This window comes from Nocardia sp. NBC_00511, from assembly GCF_045161165.1.
In the GTDB taxonomy this organism is placed as follows: domain Bacteria; phylum Actinomycetota; class Actinomycetes; order Mycobacteriales; family Mycobacteriaceae; genus Nocardia.
The window spans coordinates 6277697-6301699 of sequence record NZ_CP107849.1; the positions used below are offsets into that span (position 1 = coordinate 6277697).

At 67.7% G+C, this 24003-nt stretch carries 25 protein-coding genes; 8 read left to right on the top strand and 17 right to left on the bottom strand.

Annotated elements, in window-relative coordinates; translation table 11 throughout:
* The first annotated feature begins 147 nt into the window (after window positions 1-147).
* On the top strand, window positions 148-969 hold the full coding sequence (locus OG300_RS29360) for a thioredoxin domain-containing protein (protein WP_405486474.1): 822 nt from the start codon (window positions 148-150) through the stop codon (window positions 967-969).
* Window positions 969-1535, top strand: a complete 567-nt coding sequence (locus OG300_RS29365) for a vitamin K epoxide reductase family protein (RefSeq protein ID WP_405486476.1) — start codon at window positions 969-971, stop codon at window positions 1533-1535. The genes OG300_RS29360 and OG300_RS29365 overlap by 1 nt, the downstream gene beginning before the upstream one ends.
* Here OG300_RS29365 and OG300_RS29370 read toward each other — a convergent pair.
* Both OG300_RS29370 and OG300_RS29375 read right to left on the bottom strand, forming a co-directional pair.
* Window positions 1532-2626, bottom strand: a complete 1095-nt coding sequence (locus OG300_RS29370; RefSeq protein WP_405486478.1) for a S1C family serine protease — start codon at window positions 2624-2626, stop codon at window positions 1532-1534. The two genes, OG300_RS29365 and OG300_RS29370, sit on opposite strands and share 4 nt — an antisense overlap.
* A 64-nt stretch (window positions 2627-2690) precedes the next feature.
* On the bottom strand, window positions 2691-3428 hold the full coding sequence (locus OG300_RS29375) for a ZIP family metal transporter (RefSeq protein WP_405486480.1): 738 nt from the start codon (window positions 3426-3428) through the stop codon (window positions 2691-2693).
* Window positions 3429-3535: 107 nt separating this feature from the next.
* On the opposite strand from OG300_RS29375, the gene OG300_RS29380 reads away from it, so the two are divergent.
* Window positions 3536-4588 carry an NAD(P)-dependent alcohol dehydrogenase gene (locus OG300_RS29380; RefSeq protein ID WP_405486482.1) on the top strand — a complete coding sequence of 351 codons (1053 nt, stop codon included), beginning with the start codon at window positions 3536-3538 and terminating at the stop codon, window positions 4586-4588.
* A gap of 54 nt (window positions 4589-4642) precedes the next feature.
* Here the strand turns inward: OG300_RS29380 and OG300_RS29385 are convergent, their stop codons facing one another.
* The 7 genes from OG300_RS29385 to aceA form a co-directional block, all read right to left on the bottom strand.
* Entirely contained in the window at window positions 4643-4834 is a 192-nt protein-coding gene (locus OG300_RS29385) for an antitoxin (protein WP_405498724.1), read from the bottom strand.
* Window positions 4835-4935: 101 nt separating this feature from the next.
* Window positions 4936-5313, bottom strand: coding sequence for a VOC family protein (locus tag OG300_RS29390; RefSeq protein WP_405486484.1), 378 nt, complete (start codon window positions 5311-5313; stop codon window positions 4936-4938).
* Between the two features lie 84 nt (window positions 5314-5397).
* Window positions 5398-6102 carry a helix-turn-helix transcriptional regulator gene (locus OG300_RS29395; RefSeq protein WP_405486486.1) on the bottom strand — a complete coding sequence of 235 codons (705 nt, stop codon included), beginning with the start codon at window positions 6100-6102 and terminating at the stop codon, window positions 5398-5400.
* Window positions 6103-6158: 56 nt separating this feature from the next.
* On the bottom strand, window positions 6159-6284 hold the full coding sequence (locus OG300_RS29400) for a hypothetical protein (RefSeq protein ID WP_405486488.1): 126 nt from the start codon (window positions 6282-6284) through the stop codon (window positions 6159-6161).
* Between the two features lie 170 nt (window positions 6285-6454).
* Window positions 6455-8761: a 5-methyltetrahydropteroyltriglutamate--homocysteine S-methyltransferase gene (gene metE / locus OG300_RS29405; protein ID WP_405486490.1), complete on the bottom strand. Its 2307-nt coding sequence runs from the start codon at window positions 8759-8761 to the stop codon at window positions 6455-6457.
* A gap of 276 nt (window positions 8762-9037) precedes the next feature.
* Entirely contained in the window at window positions 9038-9922 is an 885-nt protein-coding gene (locus OG300_RS29410) for a 3-hydroxybutyryl-CoA dehydrogenase (protein ID WP_405486492.1), read from the bottom strand.
* Window positions 9923-10361: 439 nt separating this feature from the next.
* The gene (gene aceA / locus OG300_RS29415) at window positions 10362-11651 is read right to left on the bottom strand and encodes an isocitrate lyase (RefSeq protein WP_405486494.1); all 1290 of its coding nucleotides are present in this window, start codon (window positions 11649-11651) and stop codon (window positions 10362-10364) included.
* A gap of 529 nt (window positions 11652-12180) precedes the next feature.
* Here aceA and OG300_RS29420 point away from each other — a divergent pair.
* Entirely contained in the window at window positions 12181-12657 is a 477-nt protein-coding gene (locus OG300_RS29420) for a DUF1772 domain-containing protein (protein ID WP_405486496.1), read from the top strand.
* A gap of 117 nt (window positions 12658-12774) precedes the next feature.
* On the opposite strand, the gene OG300_RS29425 is transcribed toward OG300_RS29420, so the two are convergent.
* Window positions 12775-13026, bottom strand: a complete 252-nt coding sequence (locus tag OG300_RS29425; protein ID WP_405486498.1) for a hypothetical protein — start codon at window positions 13024-13026, stop codon at window positions 12775-12777.
* The gene (locus OG300_RS29430; protein WP_405486500.1) at window positions 13026-13376 is read right to left on the bottom strand and encodes a hypothetical protein; all 351 of its coding nucleotides are present in this window, start codon (window positions 13374-13376) and stop codon (window positions 13026-13028) included. Before OG300_RS29430 ends, OG300_RS29425 begins: the two co-directional genes overlap by 1 nt.
* A gap of 220 nt (window positions 13377-13596) precedes the next feature.
* Here OG300_RS29430 and OG300_RS29435 point away from each other — a divergent pair, with 220 nt between their 5' ends.
* From OG300_RS29435 to OG300_RS29445, 3 genes are all read left to right on the top strand, one after another.
* On the top strand, window positions 13597-16275 hold the full coding sequence (locus OG300_RS29435; RefSeq protein ID WP_405486502.1) for a tetratricopeptide repeat protein: 2679 nt from the start codon (window positions 13597-13599) through the stop codon (window positions 16273-16275).
* A gap of 91 nt (window positions 16276-16366) precedes the next feature.
* On the top strand, window positions 16367-17134 hold the full coding sequence (locus tag OG300_RS29440) for an NTP transferase domain-containing protein (RefSeq protein WP_405486504.1): 768 nt from the start codon (window positions 16367-16369) through the stop codon (window positions 17132-17134).
* Between the two features lie 13 nt (window positions 17135-17147).
* The gene (locus tag OG300_RS29445; protein WP_405486506.1) at window positions 17148-18173 is read left to right on the top strand and encodes an XdhC family protein; all 1026 of its coding nucleotides are present in this window, start codon (window positions 17148-17150) and stop codon (window positions 18171-18173) included.
* Between the two features lie 27 nt (window positions 18174-18200).
* Here OG300_RS29445 and OG300_RS29450 read toward each other — a convergent pair whose 3' ends face one another.
* From OG300_RS29450 to OG300_RS29475, 6 genes are all read right to left on the bottom strand, one after another.
* The gene (locus OG300_RS29450; protein ID WP_405498725.1) at window positions 18201-19292 is read right to left on the bottom strand and encodes an ABC transporter substrate-binding protein; all 1092 of its coding nucleotides are present in this window, start codon (window positions 19290-19292) and stop codon (window positions 18201-18203) included.
* A gap of 87 nt (window positions 19293-19379) precedes the next feature.
* The gene (locus OG300_RS29455) at window positions 19380-20222 is read right to left on the bottom strand and encodes an ABC transporter permease (protein WP_405486508.1); all 843 of its coding nucleotides are present in this window, start codon (window positions 20220-20222) and stop codon (window positions 19380-19382) included.
* Window positions 20222-20989, bottom strand: coding sequence for an ABC transporter permease (locus OG300_RS29460; protein ID WP_405486510.1), 768 nt, complete (start codon window positions 20987-20989; stop codon window positions 20222-20224). Before OG300_RS29460 ends, OG300_RS29455 begins: the two co-directional genes overlap by 1 nt.
* Window positions 20986-21789, bottom strand: a complete 804-nt coding sequence (locus OG300_RS29465) for an ABC transporter ATP-binding protein (protein ID WP_405486512.1) — start codon at window positions 21787-21789, stop codon at window positions 20986-20988. Before OG300_RS29465 ends, OG300_RS29460 begins: the two co-directional genes overlap by 4 nt.
* Before the next feature lie 65 nt (window positions 21790-21854).
* Window positions 21855-22262 carry a hypothetical protein gene (locus OG300_RS29470; protein ID WP_405486514.1) on the bottom strand — a complete coding sequence of 136 codons (408 nt, stop codon included), beginning with the start codon at window positions 22260-22262 and terminating at the stop codon, window positions 21855-21857.
* Between the two features lie 143 nt (window positions 22263-22405).
* A complete protein-coding gene (locus OG300_RS29475) occupies window positions 22406-23338 on the bottom strand; it encodes a hexose kinase (RefSeq protein ID WP_405486516.1) in 933 nt (310 codons plus the stop codon).
* Window positions 23339-23469: 131 nt separating this feature from the next.
* Between OG300_RS29475 and OG300_RS29480 the strand changes: the two genes are divergently transcribed.
* A complete protein-coding gene (locus OG300_RS29480) occupies window positions 23470-23913 on the top strand; it encodes a DUF4254 domain-containing protein (RefSeq protein WP_405486518.1) in 444 nt (147 codons plus the stop codon).
* The last annotated feature ends 90 nt before the right edge of the window (window positions 23914-24003 follow it).

Consider the following 24003-nt stretch of genomic DNA (forward strand, 5'->3'; position numbering starts at 1 on the left):
AAAATGCGCGAACACATGCGGCAGGCCGGTGAATTCCGGCGGTCACCCTCGTAAACTCGCTCGTCGTAGTGAACTCGGCCGGGTCCCGGCACGACTACTTCTAGGAAGTTCTCAGGTTCGCGGGCAAAGATGGTGCCCGCATGTGTCGTGACAACGGAAGGCGTGGTGAGCGCGCAGGTGAGCAGCAAACCGGGTGATCGGCGGAACCCGCTGGCACAGGCCCAGAAGGCCGATCGCAATCGCAAGATCTTCATTCAGGTCGCGGTGGCGGCGGTGCTGGTGGGCCTGGTGGCGGCCATCGGCATCGGGCTGGCGATGCGCAAGTCCGACGACAACAAGGACAAGCCGGCGGCCACGAGCGGGTTCGCTCCGGCCGTCACGCACGACGCGAGCGCGGGCGCGGTCCCGCCGAACGTCACCGCGGGCGGCGCCATCGTGATCGGTAATCCGAGCTCGAAGGTCAAGGTCCAGGTGGTGGCCGACCTGCAGTGCCCGGCCTGCCAGATGTTCGAGAAGTCGAACACCGACGCGCTGGCCGCGGCCGCCCAGAAGGGTGACGCGGTGGTCGAATACAACATCATCTCGTTCCTGGATCGCGCCTCCAACGGCAACAAGTACTCGACCCGCGCGGCCAATGCCGCCTATGTGGTCGCGGCCTCGGATCCGTCGAAGTTCCAGAACTGGCTGGGCACCATGTACGCCAAGCAGCCGGCGGAGAACGGCAACGGCATGACCGATGACCAGCTGATCCAGATCGCGACCGACGCGGGCTACACCGATCCGTCGGTGGCCGCGGATATCAAGAGCGGCAAGTACATCGGCTATGTCGGCGACGAGACCAAGGCGGTCTTCGCGACCGGCCTGCAGTCGACGCCGACCGTGTACGTGAATGGCACCCAGGTGCAGGATCCCAAGGCGCTGATGACCACCGGCGGCATGACCTCGGTGATCGCGAACGCGGCCAAGTGATGATCTCGGCCGGACCGCGCTCGGCCTGGGCGCTGCTGCTGGGTGCGTTGATCGGCTGGGGTGCGTCGGTGACGCTGCTGGTCGAGAAGTTCAAGTCGTTGACCGAGCCCGGCTACAAGCCACTGTGCTCGATCGATCAGACACTGTCGTGTTCGACGGTGATGGAGGCTCCTTCGGCGTCGATGTTCGGATTCCCGAATCCGATCATCGGCGTGATCGGCTTCTCGGTGATGGTGACGCTGGCTCTGCTGCTGGTGGCGGGAATCTCGTTGCCGCGCTGGATCATCGGCGGCATGTGGCTGGGTTACCTGGTCGGTGTCGCGGCCATCGGCTGGCTGGTGTGGGACGCGGTGTTCGAGATCCGCGCCCTGTGCCCGTGGTGCATGGTGGTGTGGGCGGTGACGCCCGCACTGCTGGCGGTCACCACCGGATTGCTTTTCGGGCGTTCGCGCGGGGTGTGGCAGATCGTGGTGGAGTGGCGCTGGACGCTGGTCGCCATCTTCTACGCGGTGGTCGTGCTGATCGTGTACATCCAGTTCCAGAGCTACTGGAACAGCAAGTTCTAGTTGGGCGGGCCGACGGTGAGCGTCACGCTCACCGTCCGCTTCGCACCGGTCAGGTCGCTGATCTCGAGCCGCACCACATCGTCGGGTTTATGGGCGTTGAGTGCGGCTTTCAGCGTTTGTGAGTCGGGGATGGGGCGATCGTCGAGGCCGGTGATGGTCTCGCCGTCGGCGAGTCCGGCATTGAAGGCGGGCAGCCCGTAGATCGCGACGTCGATGTGCGCGCCGGCGGGCCGGGCGTCGGAGGTGAGGATGCCGAGGGTGGCGGTCGGCCCGATGTGGACGGTGTCCGTCGGTGTGCCGGAACGGATTTGGCGCACCACGTTCATGGCGGTGTCGATGGGCACCGCATATCCGCTGGGGCCCTTGCCCATTGCCTTCGCGAAGTCGCCGGAGGCGGCGGTGATCACGCCGATGACCGCGCCGTAGCGGTCCACCAGCGCGCCCCCGGACTGTCCGGCGGCGACGGCGGCGGCCACTTCGATCATGTCGTGCAACGACTTTCGCGACAGGTCGGCGGCATTGCGGGCCACGATGTCGGAGTTGAGGCTGGTGATGCTGCCGCCCACCGCGGTCGGCGATCCGGTGCCACCCGCGTTGCCGATGGCCAGCACGTCATCGCCCAGGTGCAGGGGTGCGGAGCTGCCGATGCGCGCGACGGGCAGGCCGTCCGCGCCGGTCAGCGCGAGCAGCGCGATGTCCGCACCGGAGTCGTAGCCCTCGACGGTGGCCGGGTAGACCGCGCCGGTGCCGACATCGGTGACGGACACGGTGTCGGCGTTCTTGATGACGTGATGGCTGGTCAGGATCTCCCCCGCCGCGGTGAGCACGATCCCGGATCCAGCCGCGCCGAGCCCGTACGGGCGGATGCCGGCGGTGATGTTGACCAGCGCGGGCTCGGCGACCCGGGAGATCAGGGTGGCGTCGAGCGGTGGCAGCGGTGGACCGCTGAGGCTGGCGGTGGTGGTGTCGTCGCCGAACACGAAACCGGGTAGCTCGCCGCGGTAGCCGAGGAATCCGGCCACCCCGAGCGCCACCACGACGAGGAAGATCAGCGACCGGCCGCTGCGGCCTCGACGTCTGCCGTCGTCCACGGAGCCTCCCGACTGCCGTTCTCGCCCGCCGGTTCGAGCTTGTATTCCATTGTGTACCAGTTTTTCAGTGACTGAGGGCCGCGATCCCCAGCATGAACAGGACCCCGGCCAGTGTGCACACCAGCGGTCCGCGCGCGGGCTTGCCGGCGTGCGCTTCGGGCAGGATGTCGGCGGTCGCCAGGTAGAGCAGGAAGCCCGCGAAGTAGCCGAGGTAGATGCCCGCGAACTCGGCGGGCACCTTCACCAGGGTGCCGATGATCGCGCCGACGACGGGTGCCAGCGCGTCGAGGCCGAGCATCAGCAGTCCGCGTTTGCGTTCGTTGCCGTAGAGGGTGGTGATGGTGAAAGTGTTGAAGCCGTCGGCGAAGTCGTGGCAGACGACCGCGATGGCGACGGCTGCGCCGATGGACGCACCGGCTTGGAAACCGAATCCGATGCTGAGCCCGTCGAGCAGGCTGTGGAACACCAGCCCCGCGCCCGCGAACAGGCCCAGCGAGGTGAAGTCGTGCTGATGCTGGTGTGCCGCGAATTCGTCCTCGTACCCGGTGTGCAGGGCCATCGAGCGTTCGATGATGTGGACGGTGAAGAAGCCGATGACCGCGGTCAGCAGCGGCACCGGCACCCCGAGCGCGATCCGGGTGTCCTGTTCGAGCGCTTCGGGCATCAGGTCGAAGGCGACGACGCCGAGCATGACGCCCGCGGCGAGACCGAGTACCAGACGTTTGCGATCGCCGATGCGCACCGCGATGAGCCCACCGATCAGGGTCGCGCACATCGACAGCAGGGACACCAGAATCGCCATCCGACCAGCATGCCGACCATTCGCCGAGTGTTCGCCACGCCGCGCCGACCGTGACATTCCGGACGAACGGTTGGAGATTGCGGGGATGCCGGAGTAGGCATGAGTGCATGAGCACCGCTGCCGCCTATGCCGTATCCGCGCCCGACGGGCCGTTCGAGAAGGTCGCCATCGAGCGCCGCGAACTCGGCCCGCACGATGTGCTGATCGACGTGAAGTACGCGGGAATCTGCCACTCCGACATCCACACCGCCCGCAACGAATGGCGCGGCACCGCCTACCCGTGCGTGCCCGGCCACGAGATCGCCGGTCTGGTCGCCGCGGTCGGATCGGAGGTGACCCGGCATCAGGTCGGCGATCGGGTCGGCGTGGGCTGCATGGTCGATTCCTGCGGTCACTGCGAGCCGTGCCTGGCCGGTGAGCAGCAGTACTGCCTCAACGGGATCGTCTGGACCTACAACAGCGCGGTGCCGGAAACCCAGCAGGCGGGCGGCAATACGCTCGGCGGCTACTCGACGCAGGTCGTGGTGACCGAGGGTTTCGTGCTCGCGATTCCGGAGGGCATCGGGCTGGACGCGGCCGCGCCGCTGCTGTGCGCGGGCATCACCCTGTTCTCGCCGCTGCGGCACTGGAATGCCGGGCCGGGCAAGAAAGTCGCCATCATCGGCATGGGCGGGCTCGGGCATGTGGGCGTGAAGATCGCGGCGGCGATGGGCGCGGAGGTCACCGTGCTGAGCCATTCGCTGTCCAAGCAGGAGGACGGCGCGCGGTTCGGCGCGGCGCACTACTACGCGACCGGTGACCGCGACACCTTCAAGAAGCTGCGCGGTTCTTTCGACCTGATCATCAACACGGTGTCGGCGGATCTGCCGATCGAGAACTACCTCAGGCTGCTGCGCCTGGACGGCACCCTGGTGCTGCTGGGCCTGCCCGAAAACCCTTATTCCATCAGGGCTTCCAGCCTGGCCGGGTTCCGGCGTTCACTGTCCGGGTCGATGATCGGCGGCATCCCGCAGACCCAGGAGATGCTGGATTTCTGTGCGGTGCACGGGATCGGCGCGGAGATCGAGGTGATCTCGGCCGATCGCATCGGCGAGGCCTACGACCGGGTGATCGCCAGCGATGTGCGCTACCGCTTCGTCATCGACACGGCCACCATGTAATCGATTGCGGGACAGGGGCATCGCCGTCCACGATGACGGCGACGCCCCGCGCCACTACTGTCCGGCCTGCTCGTGCAGCGCCTTGCGGGCCGCCTCCTGGACCTTGTCGACCTGTCCGGCGAACTTGCCCTCGGTCTTCTCGTCGACCAGGTCACCGGCCTTCTCGATCAACGGTTCCAGCTTGTCGGCGTGCTGGCCGGCCAGCTCCGCCGCCTTGCCCGCCGCCTCTTTGAACTGGTCGAACATTCCCACGGTCCACACTCCTGCCTGGAATCAACGTCGATTCAGGCTAACCCGTGCCGTGATCGGTAAAAACCGTTGTCCCGCAGGGCCACTGCCGCCGTGAGTTACCGCGGGGCCGGGGTGAAGACGCCGAAGCTGTTGCCGGACACGTCGACCAGCTGCGCGAACACCAGGCCGTTGGGCGAGGTGGTGGCTGGAATCTCCACCTTGCCGCCCGCCGCTTCGGCGGCCGCGACGGTGGCGGCGACATCCGGCACCAGGACGAAGAAGATGGCGTGGTTCTCGGATTCGTCGTCGGTGTGGCCGACACCGCCGGCCGGGATCTCGCTGCCCGGGTAGGTGATCAGGTCGTAGCGGCCGGCGCCGTTCGGGTCCGGGACGAAGTTCCAGCCGAACAGCGATCCGTAGAACTCCTTGGCGCGGTCGGGCTGGTCGCTGGCGATCTGGAACCAGGCGACGGTGTTGAAGGCGGGTGCGGTCATCGTGATCTCCCTGAGGCTCGTGGTTTCCCTTGCCTCACTACGATCTCCCGCTCCGGCGACAACCCCCTGTCGGTGTTTCCGGACCTATCCGAGCGAGATCATCCGGACCTCGTGCACCGGTTCGGCCGGACGGCACATCTCGATGGTCCGCTCCGTCCCGACCCGGTCGGTGAGTTCGATGGCCTTGATCCGATCCAGCCGGAAGTTGCGTGGTTCGTCGCGCAGCAGGCACCAGGCCAGCAGATACCAGCCGTTGCTGCCGTGCAGCAGCGCGACGGGTTCCACCTCGCGGGTGCTGTAGGTCCCCGATCTGTCGAGGTAGTCCAGGCGCAGCACGCGACGCGCCAGCACCGCCTGCTCGACCTCGGGTGGGATGGGGATGGGCGCGATGTCCTCGGGCCCTTCCAGAATGCGCACCCGGTCCGCGAGTTGCCGTGCCGCGTCGGCACTCTGGGCCGACATGGCGGCCAGGATCTTGCGCAGCGCGCTCTGCCCCGCCTGCGCGAACGGTCCGTCGCCGCCGCGGGCGATCGCGACGGCCAGCGCCACCGCCTCGGCCGCGGTGAAGTTCAACGGCGGCAGCGACATGCTCTTCTCGAGCGCATAGCCACCGCGCCGCCCGACATCGGCGTAGATCGGGACACCCGACTGCTGGAGCGCGCTGATATCACGCTCCACCGTCCGGACGCTGACGCCGTGGCGGGCGGCCAGGTCGCGCGCGGTGCGCAGGCGCGGAGATATCGCCCGCAGTTCCTCGACGATCGCGTAGAGCCGATCCGTGCGGTTCACGCGCTCACCGTAGCGGGACCCACCGACATCTCGGCTCTACTCATCGGAGCGGGCGCCTACGGCCCGGTCTTCCAGGCCGGATCCTCCGACTGCTGGTCGGACTTGTTCTTGTACGAATCGTCGTACGGCTTGTCCGTCTGGGGATCGTCCGTCGGCTGATCGCTCTTGCCTGTCGGGTCCATGACCGCTTCCTTTCTCGAAACGCTGTGTTCCGAAGGGTATTTCGCGCTTCGTGACGGATTCGTGACGGCGGACACTCCAGAAGCCGCCAACGCATGAACAAAAACGGTGCGGCGGCACAGGATTCACTGATCCCGTGCCGCCGCACCGTGCGAAGGCGAAACGCTCCGGACTACTCCCCCGCGGCCTCGGCCCGGCGGCGCACCCGGCGCGCGGCGGCGACCAGGTTGCGCAGCGAGGGGTCGAGCTGCCAGTGGTGACGGGTCTTCAAACCACCGTCCGGGTTGGCCCACAGCCGCTCCGGGGTGAGGGCTTCGGCTGCGGCGGTGAGCAATTCGTCGAGTTCGTCGATGTCGGGGATGCGCGCCGAACGGCTCTCGTACACACCCGGGCCGACACCGTGGGTGAGGCCGCGCCCCTCGGCGCAGTCCTCCTTCAACGCTTCCAGCACCCATTCGATGGAGCGGGTGGCGACGATGGCGGTGACGTCGGCGTCGAGTTCCTCGATGGCGGCGACCACGTCACCGCGGCTGGAATAGCCGATGTGCGTGTGGATCTGGGTTTCCGGCTTGACCCCGGAGGTGGCCAGCTTGAACGCCCCGACCGCCCAGCGCAGGTATTCGGCCTGCCCCTTCTTGCGCAGCGGCAGTAGTTCCCGGATGGACGGCTCGTCGACCTGGATGATGGCGATGCCCGCCTTCTCCAGATCCACCACCTCGTCGCGAATGGCCAGCGCCACCTGGTCGGCGGTCTCGTAGAGCGGCTGGTCCTGGCGCACGAAGGAACGCGCCAGCATGGTGACCGGTCCGGTGACCATGCCCTTGACCGGCTTGTCGGTGAGCGACTGCGCGTAGGCGGTCCATTCCACCGACATGGCGGCGGGCCGGGCCACGTCGCCGTACACGATCGGCGGTCGCACACAACGGGATCCGTACACCTGCACCCAGCCGAACAGAGTGGAGGCGAAGCCGTCGAGCTGTTCGGCGAAGAACTGGATCATGTCGTTGCGCTCGTGTTCACCGTGCACGAGCACGTCGAGGCCGATGTCCTCCTGCAGCCGGATGGTGCCCTCGATCTCGGCTTCGATGCGCTTGCGGTAGTCCTCGAAGGACAGCTTGCCCTCGACGAGATCGTGGCGGGCCTGCCGGGCGGCGGAGCTCTGCGGGAACGAGCCCAGCGTGGTGGCGGGCACCAGCGGCAGCGGCAGCGCGGCCTGCTGCGCGATCTTGCGCGTCTCGTAGGGTTCGCGCTCGCGCATCTGCGGGGTCACCGAGTACACCCGCTGCCGCACCGCGTGCTTCTGCTTGAAGTGCACGGAAGTGGGGCGCTTGCGCCAGTTGTCCGAGGGTCCCTCGGTGAGCGCCTTGGCCAGCGAAACCACTTCCAGCACCTTCTGTTTGGCGAAGGCGAGGCGGTCGGCGACATTGGCTTCCAGCTCGTGTTCGACGAGCAGGTCGTAGGGCACGTGCAGCAGCGACGAGCCGGTGGACACCACCATGTCGGGGCAGACCTGGGCGAGAGCATTGAGGTATTCGAGGGTGAAGTGCCGATCGGCGCGCCACACATTGGTGCCGCTGATGACGCCCGCGTAGAGCCGTTTGCGCCGGATGCCGGGGATCTTCGCGAGGTCCTCGGGCCGGGCGCGGTGGCTGGCCAGGTCGAGTCCGATGGCCTCCACCGAAGTGCGGCACAGGATTTCGATGGCCTCGCCGAAGTCGCCGTACTGTCCGGTGACCAGCATGCGCGGGCGCAGCGGGGCCTTGGACAGGGTCGCGTAGGTCTTCTCGAACAGCTCCATGGTGGACGGCGAGCGGTCGCTGGTGAAGCAGGGCTCGTCGAGCTGCACACAGGTGGCGCCGCGCTTGGCGAGCACCTCGAAGAGTTCCTCGTACACCGGTAGCAGCTTGTCGAGCAGCACCAGCTTGTCGAATTCGGTTTCGCCGGGCACGTGTCCGGTCTTGGACAGCAGCAGCAGCGACAGCGGGCCGAGCACGACCGGGCGCAGTTCGATGCCCGCGGCCTTGGCGCGATCGAATTCGTCGAGCAGCGCCTCGGGGTGCAGCGTGAATTCGGTGTCGGCCTCGAGTTCTGGCTGCCGGTAGTGGTACGGGGTGTTGAGCAGTTTGACCAGCTCGAGCGGCGGCAGGTCGGGACGGCCGCGAGCCATCAGGAAGTAGAAGTCCAGGGGGTCGGTGCCCGCTCGCTCGGCTTCGAACCGCTTGGGGACCGCGCCGAACAGCAGCGCGTTGTCGAGGATGTGGTCGTAGAAGGAGAAGGTATTGCCGGGGACCTGCGTCAACCCGGTGGCGGCCAGTTCCAGGTACTGGCTCTCCTGGATCTCGCGGCCGACCGCGAGGAGTTCGTCATGGGAGAGCGTGCCGTGCCAGTACGACTCCAAAGCACGCTTGAGTTGCCGGTGTTCTCCGACCCGCGGATATCCCAGGATGCTGGATCCGAAACCATCGGTGACGTTGACCATGAAAGGACACTCCTTCCGAGCTGCCGGTCCCGCTCGACCTGTTTGCAGCTTATGCCCGATAGAGGTAGACGCCGCCACATGCCCGGCAACGCGCACCTTGGGTAAATAACGCAGGCGCAGTTGACAAGCGCCCTGGCCGCACCCGACAAGTTGTCGATTCCGAACGCGGCAACTGATTTCGCAACGGTCGGGGTAACTCGTCGGGTACGTCCAAAGTTGATTCGGCACCCAACCGCCGGCACGGGTTGCCCGCCGCCAACGGCTCTCTGCCGCCCGCTAAATACGCGGAGAGGCGGGGGAGCTGTACTGGTAGAAGCCCGCACCGGCCTTCTTGCCCAGCAGACCGGCTTCGACCATGCGCGACAGCAGCGGCGGCGCGGAGTACAGCGGCTCCTTGAACTCGTCGTACATGGAGTCGGCGATGGACTTGACGGTGTCGAGGCCGACCAGGTCGGTCAGCGCCAGCGGGCCCATCGGGTGGGCGCAGCCCAGCACCATGGCCTTGTCGACGTCTTCCTTGGTGGCGAAACCGGATTCGACCATGCGGATGGCCGAGAGCAGGTACGGCACCAGCAGCGCGTTGACGACGAAGCCGGAGCGGTCGGCGGAGCGCACGACCTGCTTGCCGAGGATGTCGGCGGCGAACTGTTCGGCGCGCTTGGTGACGGTTTCGGTGGTCTTGAGCGTGGTGACCAGCTCGACGAGCGGCAGCACCGGCACCGGGTTGAAGAAGTGCAGGCCGACCACGCGCTCGGGGAGAGTGGTGGCGACGGCGATCTTCATGATCGGGATGGAGGAGGTGTTGGAGGCCAGCACCGCGTTCGGGTCGGTGACGACCTTGTCGAGTTCGGCGAAGATGGCGGTCTTCACATCTTCGTTCTCGACCACGGCCTCGACGACCAGCTGACGATCGGCGAAGTCACCGAGGTCGCTGGTGAAGCGCAGCCGCCAGGCGGTCTGCTCCCGCTCCCGCTCGGTGATCTTGCCGCTGGACACGCCACGGTCGAGGGACCGCAGGATGCGCGAGCGCCCCGCAGCAGCCAGTTCACGGGTCTGTTCGAACACGAGCACATCGACGTGCGCCCGAGCGCAGACCTCTGCGATACCCGCGCCCATCTGACCGGCGCCGATAATTCCAACGCGCTGAATCTTTTCGCTCACGTCCCGCTCCGTTCCGCCTCCCCGCAACTTTTGCGGGGGACTAAATACCGTTGCCACTTCTGCATCCGGACTTACGTCGAGTGCCGAACCGATTTTGGTCGTACCCGGTGAGTTACCCCCACCGTCACGAAATCAGTTGTCTCGCATCGAACGTCGCCAGTAGGCCGTTGTAGCTGTGATGAAGGCGTCGTACTCACTTAACGACCCTGCGCCTTCGTAAGGTCTTCACGTTTGAAGTTATAGGGAAATGCCCTCCCCGTCGGGGCTGTCGACGGGAAGGGCGGGTGAACACCGCCGGGAGGGGCTTGCCATCCCTCCCGGCGGGTTCCGGGTTCCGGTGCGGCGGAGGTTGTGATGCGACTGCCGCGCCGGGTGAAGTTCTCGAAACCTGTTGTCACGCAGGGTGACCGCGGGTTTCAGCAGAACCGGAGTCCCGATCTCAGTGGAACTGGCCCTCTTCGGTGGAACCCTTCAGCGCAGCGGTGCTGGTGTTGGGGTCGACGGTGGTGGCGATGGTGTCGAAGTAACCGGCGCCGACCTCACGCTGGTGCTTGACGGCGGTGAAGCCACGCTCGGCGGCGGCCTTGAACTCGCGCTCCTGCAGGTCGACGAAGGCGGTCATGCCCTCGCGGGCGTAGCCGTAGGCCAGGTCGAACATGCCGTAGTTGAGCGAGTGGAAGCCGGCCAGGGTGATGAACTGGAACTTGAAGCCCATGGCGCCGAGCTCACGCTGGAACTTCGCGATGGTCGCGTCGTCCAGGTGCGCCTTCCAGTTGAACGAAGGCGAGCAGTTGTAGGCCAGCAGCTGGTCCGGGAACTCGCTGCGAACCGACTCGGCGAACTTGCGCGCGACCTCGAGGTCCGGCACGCCGGTCTCCATCCAGATGAGGTCGGCGTAGGGGGCGTAGGCCTTGGCACGCGCGATGCACGGGTCGATGCCGTTGCGGGTACCGAAGAAGCCCTCGGCGGTGCGGGTGCCGTCCAGGAACTCCTGGTCGCGCTCGTCCACATCGGAGGTGATGAGGGTGGCGGCTTCGGCGTCGGTACGGGCGATGATCACCGACGGCACGCCGGCGACGTCGGAGGCCAGACGCGCGGAGGTCAGGGTGCGGATGTGCTGCTGGGTGGGGATCAGCACCTTGCCACCGAGGTGGCCGCACTTCTTCTCCGAGGCCAGCTGGTCTTCCCAGTGCACGCCCGCGGCGCCGGCCACGATCATGGCCTTCTGCAGCTCGTAGGCGTTCAGGGCGCCACCGAAGCCGGCTTCGGCGTCGGCGACGATCGGGGCCAGCCAGTTGGCGACCGAGGTGTCACCCTCGACCTTGGCGATCTCGTCGGCGCGCAGCAGCGCGTTGTTGATGCGGCGGACCACGGCCGGAACCGAGTTGGCCGGGTACAGCGACTGGTCCGGGTAGGTGTGGCCGGACAGGTTGGCGTCACCGGCGACCTGCCAACCGGACAGGTAGATGGCCTTCAGGCCGGCGCGAACCTGCTGCACGGCCTGGTTGCCGGTGAGGGCGCCCAGCGAGTTGATGTAGTCCTCGTTGTTGACGAGATCCCAGAGGATCTCCGAGCCGCGGCGAGCGAGGGTGGCCTCCTCGACGACGGTGCCCTGCAGCTTGACGACCTGATCGGCCGTGTAGTTGCGGGTGACGCCCTTCCAGCGGGGGTTGGTGTCCCAATCCTGCTGGAGTTCCGCAGCGGTCTTCGGGGTGCCGACCTTCGACATCTCTGGCTCCACTTCTTCGTTCGGTCTCGGTAGCCCCGCGGGGCGGACTCTCGCGACGTTTCCGTCTTCGATGTCCGACCACTGCTGGAGCGGCAATTTGCAGACTTGCTAGGCCCGCGAGGTGTACTTCCACACGATGGCACAGGACAAAAGTCCCGTCTACCTGTTGCAAGTGTGAATCCACGCTAGCTTTCACCAGCATTTTGCTAATGCTGCAAAATTTGCTTGTGAATAGCAGCGGCGGAATCTACTTGCCAGTAGCCCTGACATGCAGTTTTGCATAACGCCCGTACTGTTTGCGTGACGACGGCCACTGGTGCATGACGCGCCGACGGCCGTCCCGATGTGAGCACCTTCACAGATCATTGTGATCTTGGTACTTGTGAGACATACCACGGGGGTCCACAAATCAGACCAATCGGTCTCGCCGGGTCGAGTTTCTAGCACCGCTAGACAAACTAGCCGGGCTGCTGTTATCGTTGCTTCAGTTCCTAGCGCCGCTAGATATCAGTAGGAAGAGGCACTCCCCATGCTCATCGTCACCGGTCAGATCCTCGCCGCGGTCGCCGTCCTCGCCAATGCCGTCGTCTACGGCACCGACTGGTCCGTCGCCCTCATCACCCGCTCGGTGTACCGCCGCCTCGACGACGCCACCGTCACCGTCAGCGCGGGCTGGGGCCACTACTACGGCGACCGCCGGATGCCGATCTTCGGTGCGGGCGGCGTCATCACCGCGCTGCTGACCACCGTGGTCGCCGCCGTCGCCGGGCAGACCGCGGCGGCCGTGGCCGCCGGTATCGCGCTGGCCGCCCTGCTCTGCTGGCTCGGCATCTACGTCAAGGTCGCCAAGCCGGTGAACACCGCCCAGACCGCCGCCGCGCAGTCCGGCGTCATCCCCGCGAATGCCCGTGCCCTGCAGGACAAGTGGGACAGCGTCCTCAATGCCCGGGTCGCCCTCCAGGTGGTCGCCCTCTCCGGCCTGCTGGCCGCGCTGGCCCTGCTCTGATCCGGATAGCATCGAATTCCCCTGCCGGACAGTGGAACTCACACGGAAAAGCGGGACCCGCACCGGTTGGTGCGGGTCCCGCTCCCGTTCCGCCGAACCTTCCCCCGACCGATCCCCTCAGCCGGTCAGTGGCAGTTCGGCGGTGGTCGTGGCCGCGATGCAGAACGGCGCGCAGACGGTGGTCAGCGGCGTCGAGCCGATGGCCGGACCCGGATCGGTGCTGACGTGGTCTCCGCAGCTGGTCGAGACCACCAGCATCACCAGGACGGCGAAGGCCAGCACCGCGCCGAAGGCCACGGCGAAGACACCGGGGTGGCAGCGTCGCGGCAGCGCCAGGAAGAAGGCGAAGCCGCCGATGTCGACGATCATCAGATCACCCGCTCCCCGAGCCGATTCCGATCGCGAACGTCCTCGTCGAGCTCGCCGACGCTGTCGCGCAGCGCGAGCAGGCACATGGCGTCGGTGACGGTGAGCCCCAGCATGCCCGCGTGCAGGGCGGCGATCTCGCCGTCGAATTCGCCGCCGGGCCGGAGCAATCCGATGAGGATCATTTCGGCCAGCACCATTCCGGCCATTGCCTGCTCCCGGTTCAGGCGGCGGTCGGTGGGCAGATACGACAGCAACCAGCGGCCGCGGTGATCTTCGGGCACATCGACCCGGAATGCGACCTCGTGCACCTCATCACTGGTGATGAGCCATTGGTGATCGAAAACAGCCATTGATCCGTCCTTACTGCGACGCGGACCCGTCCCCCGTGTCCGTTCCTGTTCGGTAGATCAATGGTCGCGACAATGCGAGCCGCGTTCGATCCCACGGCTTTTCGCGAATTCTTGGCATTGCCCGCCGTCCTTGACCTGGCCGGATTCGCGCAGTACCAAGGAAATATTCACAGCGGTGGGGGGCGGTTTCGTGGCGGCCGCCGCATGGGGGAGGCGCACGATGTCACAGAATGGCGAATCCGAGATCTACGGGGCGGACGCGCGCAAGGAACTGCGCCGGATTCTACTCGGAATCGGCTTGCGCGAGAACGAGATGCTGGAGCCGTTGGCCGCGGAATTGCGGCATCGGGGCTGCCGCCCGCGCAAGGCGTGGCGGCTGGCGAACGAATTCACCCAGCAGCAGGTGGCCGATCGGTTCAATCAGCGCACGGGAAAGCCGTCGGCGCCGATGAAGGCCGCGCGGATCTCCGAATACGAGTCGTGGCCGGGGCCGCGCGGTGCGGGCCGCGCGCATCCGCGCCCGACGCTGGAGGTGCTCAAGACCCTGGCGGCGCTGTATCGCACCAGCTGGGATCGGCTGGTGGACACCGCGGATCTGGCGCAGATGCCGAGCGCGGACGTCGCGGCGTTCCGCGCCGAGGTGGCCCTGCGCACCACCGCGCTGCCCGCTGCGGATTCCGGATTCCCCAGTGGCCTGGTGCCTTTCGTGGGTCGCGCCGAACAGCAGCGGCTGCTGCGGGATCGGGTGGACGCGCATCTGTCCCGGCGCGGTCCGACCGTGCACGTGCTCAACGGCCTGGCGGGCATGGGCAAGACGGCGCTGGCCCGCTGGCTGGTGGAGGCGTTCCGCGATCGCTTCCCGGATCAGGTGATCTGGGAGAACCTGCACGGGCACACCGACGGCCGCCCGCCGCGCACCACGGCGGGGGTGCTGGAGCAGATGCTGTTGAAGATCGGGGTGCCACCGGAGACCATCGAGACCGATACCGAACGCCGCTCGGCGCGCTGGCGGCGTGAGATGCGGGACAGGCGGGTGCTGCTGGTGCTCGACAACGCCCTGGACTCCAAGCAGGTGCGCCCGCTGCTGCCGGAGTCGCGGGACTGCTTCGTGCTGATCACCAGCCGCCACAATCTGACCGGCCTGACCGGTGCGATGCCGTTGCAGCTGGAGCCGATGGTGCCCGCGGAGGCGGAGCAGTTGCTGGTCGAATTGGGCCATCTGCCACCGGATTACGACGTGGCCGCCGCCCGTGAGGTGTTGCGGGCCGCGGGCGGGCTGCCCCTGGCGATCCGTTTGATCGCCGGGCAGATCGCCTATCAGGGTGCGGATCTGCTGGGTGCGGCGGCCGCGGATTTCACCGAGTTGGCGGATCGGTTGCGGGAGGGTCCGAGCCGGGAGCCGGAGGATTCGCTGCTGGAGCGGGCCCTGGATCGTTTCTCCGCCGAGGGCGAGACGCTGCGGGCGGCGTTCGAGCTGTCGTATCAGCGGCTGCCTGATCCGGCGCTGCGGCGATCGGTGCGATTGCTGGGCTGGTTCCCCGGCACCGAGATCACCGCGGAGACCCTGGCGCCGATGGCGGGGGTGCCGAAGGCGCAGGCGTACGGCCTGATCCGGCAAGTGTTCGAGGTGGGTCTGCTGGATCCGGCGGAGAGCGGGCCGAGCGGCCAGCGCTACCGGATCCATGATGTGACAAAGCTTTTCGCGCGGGTGAAGGCCGACACCGAGGACCTGCCGAGCGAGCACACCGCGGCGGTGGGCCGCCTGGTCCGGCACTGTCTGGGGGTGGCGCGGCAGGCGGGTGCGCAGCGCCCCTACGAGGTGGCGGGCAGTTTCCCGGCGGCGCCGATCCCGGATCCGACGGGTGCGGCGGAGCGGGCCCGCGAATGGCTGCAGCGGGAGCGCGAACTACTGCTGGGCTGTGTGCGGGTGACGGGTTCCGAGCCGGACACCGGTGAGCTGGCGCGGCTGCTGGGCACCTATCTGTCGGAGCTCGGCCACTGGTCGGATGCCCGCTGGTTGTTGTTGCGCGCCTTGGATATCGCGCGCAGCGCCGATGATCCGTCGACGGCCTGCGACATCCTGTTCGAGCTGGGCACGGTGCATCGCCGGGCGTGCGGCTACGACGTGTCGGCGGCATGTTTCGCCGAGGCGCATTCCATCGCGACGCTGCTCGGTGACATCCGCCGCCGGGCGGCCTCGCTGTGGGGTTTCGCCGAAGTCACCAGGCACATAGGCGATTACGAGCGCGCCCGGGTCGCCTACTTCGAGGTGCTGGAGCTGGCGCGTGAGCTCGCGAACCAGAAGTTCGAGGGTGACGCGCTGCGCGGTCTCGGCCATATGGAGCGGGTGAGCGGCGACCACGACAGCGCCCGAGCGTACTACGCGGACGCGCTGGTCATCGCCCGCGCCATCGGTGACCACTACAGCCAGGGCTGGTCGCTGTGGGGTCTGGGCAGCATGTTCCGGGTGTCGTCCCGCTTCCTCACCGCCCGTGAGTATTTGAACGACGCGTACCGCATCGGCATCGAGACCGCCGACCATCTGCTGCAGGCCGACGCCCTGCGTGGTCTCGGCCATGTCGAGCGCGACGCCGGTGATCTGGATGCCGCCCAGGAGTTCTACGCCGCCTCCCTGGAGATCACCCGCCGCGCCCTGGACCCGCACGGCGAGGCCGACGCCCTGCGTGCGCTGGCCGGCATCGCCCTGCGGTCCGGGCCGCACTGGCGCCCCTGCGATCTGCTCTGCAAGGCCCTCCACCTCTACGAGGGCATGGGCATCAAACTCGCCGACCAGGTGCGCGTCGAGCTCGCACAGGCCGTTGCCCGCTGTCGCCGCGAATCGATCCCGCTGCCCGACCGGGTCCGGGAGGATCTGCGCCGCCTCGGTTTCGACGCCTGACCGGCCGTCCGGGTGCCCGGCCCGGAAGCGGTGCGGCGACCCGCGACCGCTCGGCGAGCGGACCCGGACATCCGGGACTACCCTGCACGGCGTGACCCCCGAACGCTGCGACGGCATCCTGCTCGCGGCCGGTGCCGGTACCCGCTACGGGATGCCGAAAGTGCTGGCCGAGGGTGGTGCGTGGCTGCGCACGGCGGTGGCCGCGCTGCGCGACGGAGGCTGTGCGCGGATCTTCGTGGTGCTGGGTGCGACCGGGCCCGCGTATCGGGCGGCGGACGGCTCCTGGCTGGTGTCGCAAACCTCCGGCATCGCCTTGCCGGAAGGCGTTCTGCCCGTGTGGGCTTCGGACTGGGAGGTGGGTCTGAGCACCTCCACGCGCGCGGGACTGGCCGCCGCCGCAACCCCCTCGGTGAGCGCGCACCGCGACGGTCTGACGAGTCCGGTTGCCGCCGAACGGGTTTCGCCGGAGCATTTCATTGCGGCACGGACAGAACCATCGGGGAATGTTGCCGCGCGGAATTCCGGCGCGCGGAACGGTGCCGCGGGGAGTTTCGGGGGCCCGCCGGAATTCGTGGCGATCATGCCGGTAGATACGCCGGATGTGGGTGGGGCCGTGGTGTCCCGGGTGATCGCGGCGGCGCGGGTGAGCGAGAGCCGATTGGCGCGTGCGGTTTTCGGGGATATGCCGGGGCATCCGGTGGTACTGGGGCGTGAACATTGGGCGGGAGTTTCGGCGAGCGCTCGGGGAAATTCCGGGGCAGGCACTTATTTACGCCGTCGAACGGATATGGTGTGCGTCACGTGCGATGACCTCGCTACGGGGCTCGATCGGGATTACCCGGCGGACAACGCACGGTGAGCGGGAGCATGTGATGCGGGAAATCGTCGACGACCTTCTTCAGGTGTGGCACAGCGGGCGGACCGGCGGATTGGCCACTCTCGTTCGCTCCCAGGGTGCTACGGCGGTTCCGGCGGGTTCGGCCATGGTGGTCGACGCGGACGGGCGGGCGTTCGGTTCGGTGTCGGCGGGTTGCGCGGAGGCGGCGGCCTACGAGGCGGCGATGGAGTCCGCGCGCACCGGTCGCCGCGGTCTGCACCGCTTCGGCCCGGGCAGCGGCCTGGACGCCCAGATGGATTGCGTCGGCACCCTGGATGTCTTCACGGAACCGTTCTCGCACCGGCATTTTCCCGAGTTCCCGGACGTGGCGGCCGATATCGTCGCGCAGCGGCAGGTCACCGTGTTCACGGTGGTGTGGCATTCGGATCCGGATGTGATCGGCCAGCATCTGGTCACCGATCGCAAGCACGGCACCGAGCTGGTGTCGCTGCCGGATTCGGATGTGTTCGTGTCCTCGTTCGCGCGGCCGCCGCATCTGATCCTGGTGGGCGCCAACATGTTCGCGTCCGCGCTGGCCACCCAGGCCAAACTGCTCGGCTACCGGATCACCATCTGCGACGCCCGTCCGACCTTCGCCAATGCCGCCGCCTATCCGGGCTGCGAGGTGGTGGTGGATTGGCCGCACCGCTATCTGAACACGTTGTCGTCGGCGGGCCAGATCGACGGCAGCACCGCGCTGATCGTGCTGTCGCACGACCCCAAGTTCGAGATCCCGCTGCTCACTGTGGCTTTGCGACTACCCGAGCTGGGATACCTGGCGGCCCTGGGTACCCCGGCTTCGCACGGCCATCGGCTGGAGGCGCTGCAAGCGGGCGGTTTCGACGATGAGATCCTCTCCCGCCTGCACTCCCCCGCCGGTCTGGATGTCGGTGCGCGCACGCCCGCCGAGACGGCCGTGGCGATCGCCGCCGAGCTGCTCGCGGTGCGCAACGGCGCGTCCGCCGAGCCGCTGTCGACCAAGCCGAGCGCCGGGCGGCGGCACGTCCAGCTGGTGCGCTGAACCCGCCGCCGATCCGCGAAACAGCTTCTACCCCTTCAGTTCCGGATGCTCGGTGTAAACCTCTTTGAGCACCGATAGGTCGAACAGCTGGCTGGCCTTGATGTCGATCTTCGACTTGCCCAGTGCGGCGATGTTCTTGGCGATCAGGTCGTCGGTCATGGTGAACAGCCCGTTGGCCTGAGTGTCGGCGGACACCACCAGCCCGTTCTGCGCGGTGGCCTCCTTGGTCTGCTCGTCCTTGTCGAGGCGCTGATCCTTGCCGTACACCTCGACGGCCAACCGCGCGCCTTCGGCCGGATTCGCGACCACGTCCTTCCAGCCCTTGATCTCGGCGACCAGGAACGCCTTGAGCTTGTCGCGTTCGGAGTCGATGGTCTTCTGACTGACGGTCAGCGTCTCGGCGACCAGCGGCAGCCCGAAGTCGGCGAACAGGAAGTTGGCGTTGGCGAATCCCTTGGCGCTCAGGGTGATCGGCTCGTTGGTGACGTAGCTGACCCAGCCGTCGACCTCGCCGCTGGCCAGCGGGGTCGGATCGTATTGCGCGGGCACGATGGTGACGTCGGCGGGTGTCATGTTGTTGGCCGCCAGCAGCGCGTTGAAGATCAGCTGGTTGGTGTCCTGCACGCCGATCTTGCGGCCCTTCATGTCCTGCGGCGTCTTGATCGGTTTGGCCGCGGAGCTCACGATGCAGAACGGGTTCTTCTGATACGTGGTGCCGACGATCTTGGCGTTCAACCCCTCCAGTACGGCGGGCGCGGTGGTCTGCGGCGCGGACATGCCGATCCAGATCTTGCCGGTGCCCAGCCCGGCCTCCACCGAGGTGCTGGCCGCGCCGCCCGCGACCAGGTTCACCGACCCGAATCCGGCGTCCTTGTAATAGCCCTTGGCGTCGGCGAAATACTCGCCCGCGAATTCGATGTTCTTGAGCCAGGACAGCTGCACCGCGACCGTCCCGTATTTCGAGCCGTCGGCGGTGCTGCCGTTGCCGGAACCGGAGGAACTGCTGCCGCACGCCGCGACCAGCCCGGTCGCGCCGAGCGCAAGACCGGAGATGCCGGCGTAGCGGAGGAACGATCGCCGACCCAGGGACATTTGCGTGGCCGCGACCGGCCGGGACATACCACTCATGTGCCGAATCTAGGTTGTTCGGATTTCCACCGCTTTTCTTTCGCGAAGGTATTTGTGTGCGCCGTGTTAACTAATGCCTCAGTCCCGTTCGCGTTCCGGCGCGAATCGCGCGAGCACCAGATTCTCGGCCACGCCGACCACCGCGTAGGCGACTACCGACACCACGGTGACCAGCGCGATCGACGCCCACAACCGGTTGTACTGGAAAGTGGGGATGGCGCGGATCAGGCCCGCCCCCAATCCGGTTCCGCTGCCCAGCCATTCGCCGAGCAGCGCGCCGATCAACGCGCCCGGCACCGAGACTCGCGCGGCCGCGAACACCGAGGGCAGCGCCGCCGGGATCGCCACCATGCGCATGGCGGTCCAGTTCGAGCCGCCGTAGGCCCGCACCAGTTCGGTGGCCTGCCGGGGCGCGGACCGCAATCCGGTCATGATCATGACAAGGGCCGGGAAGAACACCACGATGGCGGCCATCACGGTGACCCCGAACAGTCCGCGGCCGAACACCAGCACGATGATCGGCGTGATGGCGACCAGCGGCACCGACCGCAGCAGCATCGCGACCGGCATGAAAGCCTGTGCGACAGCGGGTATTCCGATGAACAGGGCGGCTACGACCAGCGCCGCGCCCATGCCGGCTCCGAATCCGATGAAGGCGTCGCGCAGGGTGATTCGCATTTCCGCGAAGATCACCTGCCGCGCGGAGTCCGCGCTCGGCCCGGTCACCAGGTAGGTCCACACGTCGCCGGGGCTCTTGCCGACCAGTCCGACCTGCGGGTACAGCTTCAGGAAGCCGTACCACAGGGCTACCAGCAGCAGTAGCGAAACCACCAGCGGCAGTAGGAATCTCCCGATCGGCCGCAGCAGGTTGCGCACCCGCGTCGCCGCCCCGGGCCGCGTTTCCATGGTCCGATCGGTCATCACGCCTCCGCTCGCGTCCACGGCACGGCGACCCGCGCGACCAGCGCCACGATCGCGTACCCGAGTCCGGCCAGTGCAGCGGCGGCCAGCGCCATACCCCAGGTGCGCGGCACGTTGTAGGAGGTCTGCGCGGCCGTCAGCGCGACCCCGATCCCGCTGTCGACGCCGCCCAGATACTCACCGATGATCGCGCCCAGCACCGCCGAGGGCGCGGCGATCTTCAACGCCGCCAACGTGTTCGGCAGCGCCGCGATCAACTGCACCCGCCGCAGCCGCTCCCATCTGCCGCCCCCGTAGGCGCGGATCAGGTCCAGGCTGGTGCGATCGGCCGACCGCAGCCCCGACACGGTGCCGACCATGGTGGTGAAGAAGCAATACATGGCCGCCAGGAACACCGTCGGGGTGCGCCCGCCGAACACCACCAGGATGATCGGCCCGAGCGCCAGCAGCGGTGTGCAGTAGCTGAGGATGGCCAGCTGCGTCACCAGCATCTCGATCGGCGGAATCAGCACCACCAGCACGGCGAGCGCGATGGCCAGCAGGTTCCCCCACAGGAAGCCCTGTAGCGCACCGGCGGCGGTGACCCGGAAGTTGGGACCGTAGAGCGCCCAGCCGTCGCTGTACATGGTGTGCAGCACGTTCCAGGGGCTCGGCACGGTCCCGCCCGCGACCCGCAGTTCGGCCAGCACGGTCCACAGCAGCACCAGTGCCACGATCCCGGCGAGGCCGCCGATCCGGTTCAGCCCCAGGCGTTCTCGAATCATCATTCCGCCACCACCCCGCCCTGTCCGCCGCGCCCGAAGAGCAGTTCGGACAGGTAGTCGTGCAGCTTGTGGAATTCGGGGCTGCGCATCATCTCCGGGGTGCGCGGCCGCGGCAGGTCGATGGTCACCATCTCGACCACCCGCCCGGGCCGCGGACTCATCACCGCGACCACGTCGGAGAGGAACACCGCCTCGGCGATGCCGTGCGTGACCATCAGTGTGGTGGCGGGTTTCTCGGTCCAGATGCGCAGCAGTTCGAGGTTGAGTCGCTGCCGGGTCATATCGTCGAGGGCGCCGAAGGGTTCGTCCAGCAGCAGCACGCGGGGTTTGACCACCAGGGCACGCGCGATCGAAACCCGTTGCCGCATACCGCCGGACAGCTGGGCCGGTTTGGCCTTCTCGAAGCCGTCGAGGCCGACCAGCGCGATCAGGTCCGCGACGAGTTTCGGGTCGGCGGGCAGTCCGGCGACCTGCAGCGGCAGTTTGATATTGGATTCCACACTGCGCCAGGGCAACAGCGCGGAGTCCTGGAACGCGATCCCGAATTCGTGCCGTCGCCGCAGTTCCGCGGGCGTCTCGCCGTTGATCAGCGCGGTGCCGGTGGTGGGCGTGTCCAGATCGGCGAGGATGCGCAGAATGGTGGATTTCCCGCAGCCGGACGGCCCGAGCAGGGACAGGAACGCCCCCTGCGCGGTGTGCAGGTCGACGGCGTCCAGCGCCGGCACCACGCGCCGCCCGGTGCGGAAGGTCTTGCTCAGTCCGCTGATGTGAATGCCTGTTCCCGCGGCGACTTCCGAACTCATACCGTCACGGTAGGTGTCCGCAATTGCACGCAGATTGCGAATCGCGTGACTGGATGACGGACTTGTTACCAGCCCTGGGGTTCGAACCAGTCGCGGGCCTCGCGCCGGAACAGCAGCACGATCACCGCGAGCGAGACGATCGGCCCGAGCGGTCCGGGCGGGCGGCCGTCGGTGACGGACGGGACGGTCCACAGCATGTTCATGGCGGCGACGAGGATCGCGCCGATGCGCACGGATTGGCCTTCGGAGTTGAAGGTGAGCGCGACCAACCCGAGCAGCAGGCCGGGGACGAACGGGATCGCGGTGGCGAGGGCGGGCCGGGTGCCGAGCAGCCAGCCCGAGGACGCGGTGCACGCGATGCCCAGCAGTGCCAGCCCGAGGGCGAGCAGTTGTGCCGCGCGCACCGCGCGCGGCATTCGATACCCGTCGTCCACGTCCGACCCCCGATCGGGCTGAGTCCCTAGGTCCGACACTCCCCCAACCTAACCCGGTCCGCGCCCCCGAATCCGCGCACCACGCCGCCCCGGACCGAGTTCACAGCAGGTGCGCAGGAATGTTTCACACCCTCCGGGCGGGCTCGACACGCCGCGTCCGGGACCAGCTACCGCTCGGCGTGTCAGGAGCGGGCGCCGACGATCTCCAGTTCCCGCACCCGCACCGTGGGCAGCAGCCGCTCGCGCAGCACCCGATCGATCTCCCCGGCAACCGGAATGACAACGGCCGCAGCGGAAGTCGCGACCGCGTCGGCGAGCAGCTCGGGCCAATCCGGGTTCCCGGCAGCGGCCAGACCCGCGATGAGCGCCGCCACCGCGGCATCGCCCGCCCCGGTGGGATTTCCGGCCAGCGGCTTCGGCAGCGCGGCCGACCAGGCCCGGGTGGCGGTCACCCCGACCATGCCCGCTCCGCCGCGGGTGACGACCACCGCGGCCACCCCGTCGGCGAGCAGCGGATCCACGGCGGCGAGGATTTCCGCGACCGTGCCCGCCGGACGTCCGGTGAGCCGTTCGAGTTCCTCGGTATTGGGGGTCAGCACGATGCCCGGCACCCCGGCCGCGACTTTCAGTGCGGGACCGTCGAAGTCGCAGATGGTCGGCACCCCGGCGGCGATCGCGGCGCGCGCGAGTTCCGCGGGCAGCACCGGGCTCACCCCGTCGGGCAGCGAGCCCGCGATGACCAGTCCGCTCATATCCGAGAGCATGCCGTTGACCCTTACCCGCAGCTGGTCGACGGCATGCGGCTCGGTCAGGCGCGGCCCGGGTTCCCACAGCGCGGTGGCGGTGCCGTCGGCGGATTCGCTGATCACCACGGTGCGCCGCACCCAGGGCAGCGCGTGCACGAAGTCGACCGGCATCTCGAGTTCGGCGGCCGCGGCGAAGGCGTGGTCGGCGAAACCGGTGGCGCGCGCGTATTTCCCCAGCTGATTGAGCACCCGGGTGACATTGATGCCGCGCCCGCCGAGGCGCTGGTCGACCGACCGCACCCGCTGGGCACGTCCCCGCTCGAAATGCTCAACCCGATAGGTCATGTCGTATGCGGGGTTCAGCGTCACGGTGAGGATCACTCCACCATCTCGACACGGGACGGCACCGGATGCAACCCCTGCACCGCTATGTGGCACCGAATGTCGTGACGTCGAATGTCGTTGCCATTCGGAGATATTCACGGGGCAGTATGTCGGCCGTGCATTCGCTCCCACCGAAACATCTGCTGCTGCAGGCCTGCCGCGGTCTGCCACCCGACGATCATCCGGTGCTGCGCTGCGCCGGATTACTCGCGGACCTGCACGAGCGGAGACTGACGGCGGCGCTGGGCGCGACCGGGAACATCGATCACGATCGGGCCCTGCTGGTGCACGACATCGACTGCTGGGTGGCCGCGGAGCTGCCGAAGGCCGCGCGTGACGCGCATCTGCACACCGAGACGGTGGGGACGGTGGTGGACCGGCTGGCCCAGTTCTCGGCCCTGGCCTATCTGAGTCTGGCCATGTCGCCCGACGACACCATGCAGGATGCCGCGCAGCGGCTCACCGAATTGGCCGTCGCCTATGAGGATCTCGCGGGTGAATTGGCCGCGGGCCGACGCCGACTGCCGAATTTGACCGGCAATCGGGAATTGGAATGCTGAGCGAGAGGCGCTGAGGAATTGACCGCGGCCGGCGGCGCCCGGCGAGGGGGCGAGGCGCCACCGGCCACAATGGTGGACCATGCGCAATCC

Excerpts from the sequence above, each read along its gene's own strand:
- OG300_RS29385 (WP_405498724.1), bottom strand. The coding sequence starts at position 4,834 with ATGTTCGACCAGTTCAAAGAGGCGGCGGGCAAGGCGGCGGAGCTGGCC.
- OG300_RS29425 (WP_405486498.1), bottom strand. The coding sequence starts at position 13,026 with ATGATCGTCGACATCGGCGGCTTCGCCTTCTTCCTGGCGCTGCCGCGA.
- OG300_RS29365 (WP_405486476.1), top strand. The coding sequence starts at position 969 with ATGATCTCGGCCGGACCGCGCTCGGCCTGGGCGCTGCTGCTGGGTGCG.
- OG300_RS29390 (WP_405486484.1), bottom strand. The coding sequence starts at position 5,313 with ATGACCGCACCCGCCTTCAACACCGTCGCCTGGTTCCAGATCGCCAGC.
- OG300_RS29375 (WP_405486480.1), bottom strand. The coding sequence starts at position 3,428 with ATGGCGATTCTGGTGTCCCTGCTGTCGATGTGCGCGACCCTGATCGGT.
- OG300_RS29380 (WP_405486482.1), top strand. The coding sequence starts at position 3,536 with ATGAGCACCGCTGCCGCCTATGCCGTATCCGCGCCCGACGGGCCGTTC.
- OG300_RS29450 (WP_405498725.1), bottom strand. The coding sequence starts at position 19,292 with ATGTCCCGGCCGGTCGCGGCCACGCAAATGTCCCTGGGTCGGCGATCG.
- OG300_RS29445 (WP_405486506.1), top strand. The coding sequence starts at position 17,148 with ATGCGGGAAATCGTCGACGACCTTCTTCAGGTGTGGCACAGCGGGCGG.
- OG300_RS29460 (WP_405486510.1), bottom strand. The coding sequence starts at position 20,989 with ATGATGATTCGAGAACGCCTGGGGCTGAACCGGATCGGCGGCCTCGCC.
- OG300_RS29435 (WP_405486502.1), top strand. The coding sequence starts at position 13,597 with ATGTCACAGAATGGCGAATCCGAGATCTACGGGGCGGACGCGCGCAAG.
- metE (WP_405486490.1), bottom strand. The coding sequence starts at position 8,761 with ATGGTCAACGTCACCGATGGTTTCGGATCCAGCATCCTGGGATATCCG.
- OG300_RS29420 (WP_405486496.1), top strand. The coding sequence starts at position 12,181 with ATGCTCATCGTCACCGGTCAGATCCTCGCCGCGGTCGCCGTCCTCGCC.
- OG300_RS29430 (WP_405486500.1), bottom strand. The coding sequence starts at position 13,376 with ATGGCTGTTTTCGATCACCAATGGCTCATCACCAGTGATGAGGTGCAC.
- OG300_RS29455 (WP_405486508.1), bottom strand. The coding sequence starts at position 20,222 with ATGACCGATCGGACCATGGAAACGCGGCCCGGGGCGGCGACGCGGGTG.
- OG300_RS29465 (WP_405486512.1), bottom strand. The coding sequence starts at position 21,789 with ATGAGTTCGGAAGTCGCCGCGGGAACAGGCATTCACATCAGCGGACTG.
- OG300_RS29400 (WP_405486488.1), bottom strand. The coding sequence starts at position 6,284 with ATGGACCCGACAGGCAAGAGCGATCAGCCGACGGACGATCCCCAGACG.
- aceA (WP_405486494.1), bottom strand. The coding sequence starts at position 11,651 with ATGTCGAAGGTCGGCACCCCGAAGACCGCTGCGGAACTCCAGCAGGAT.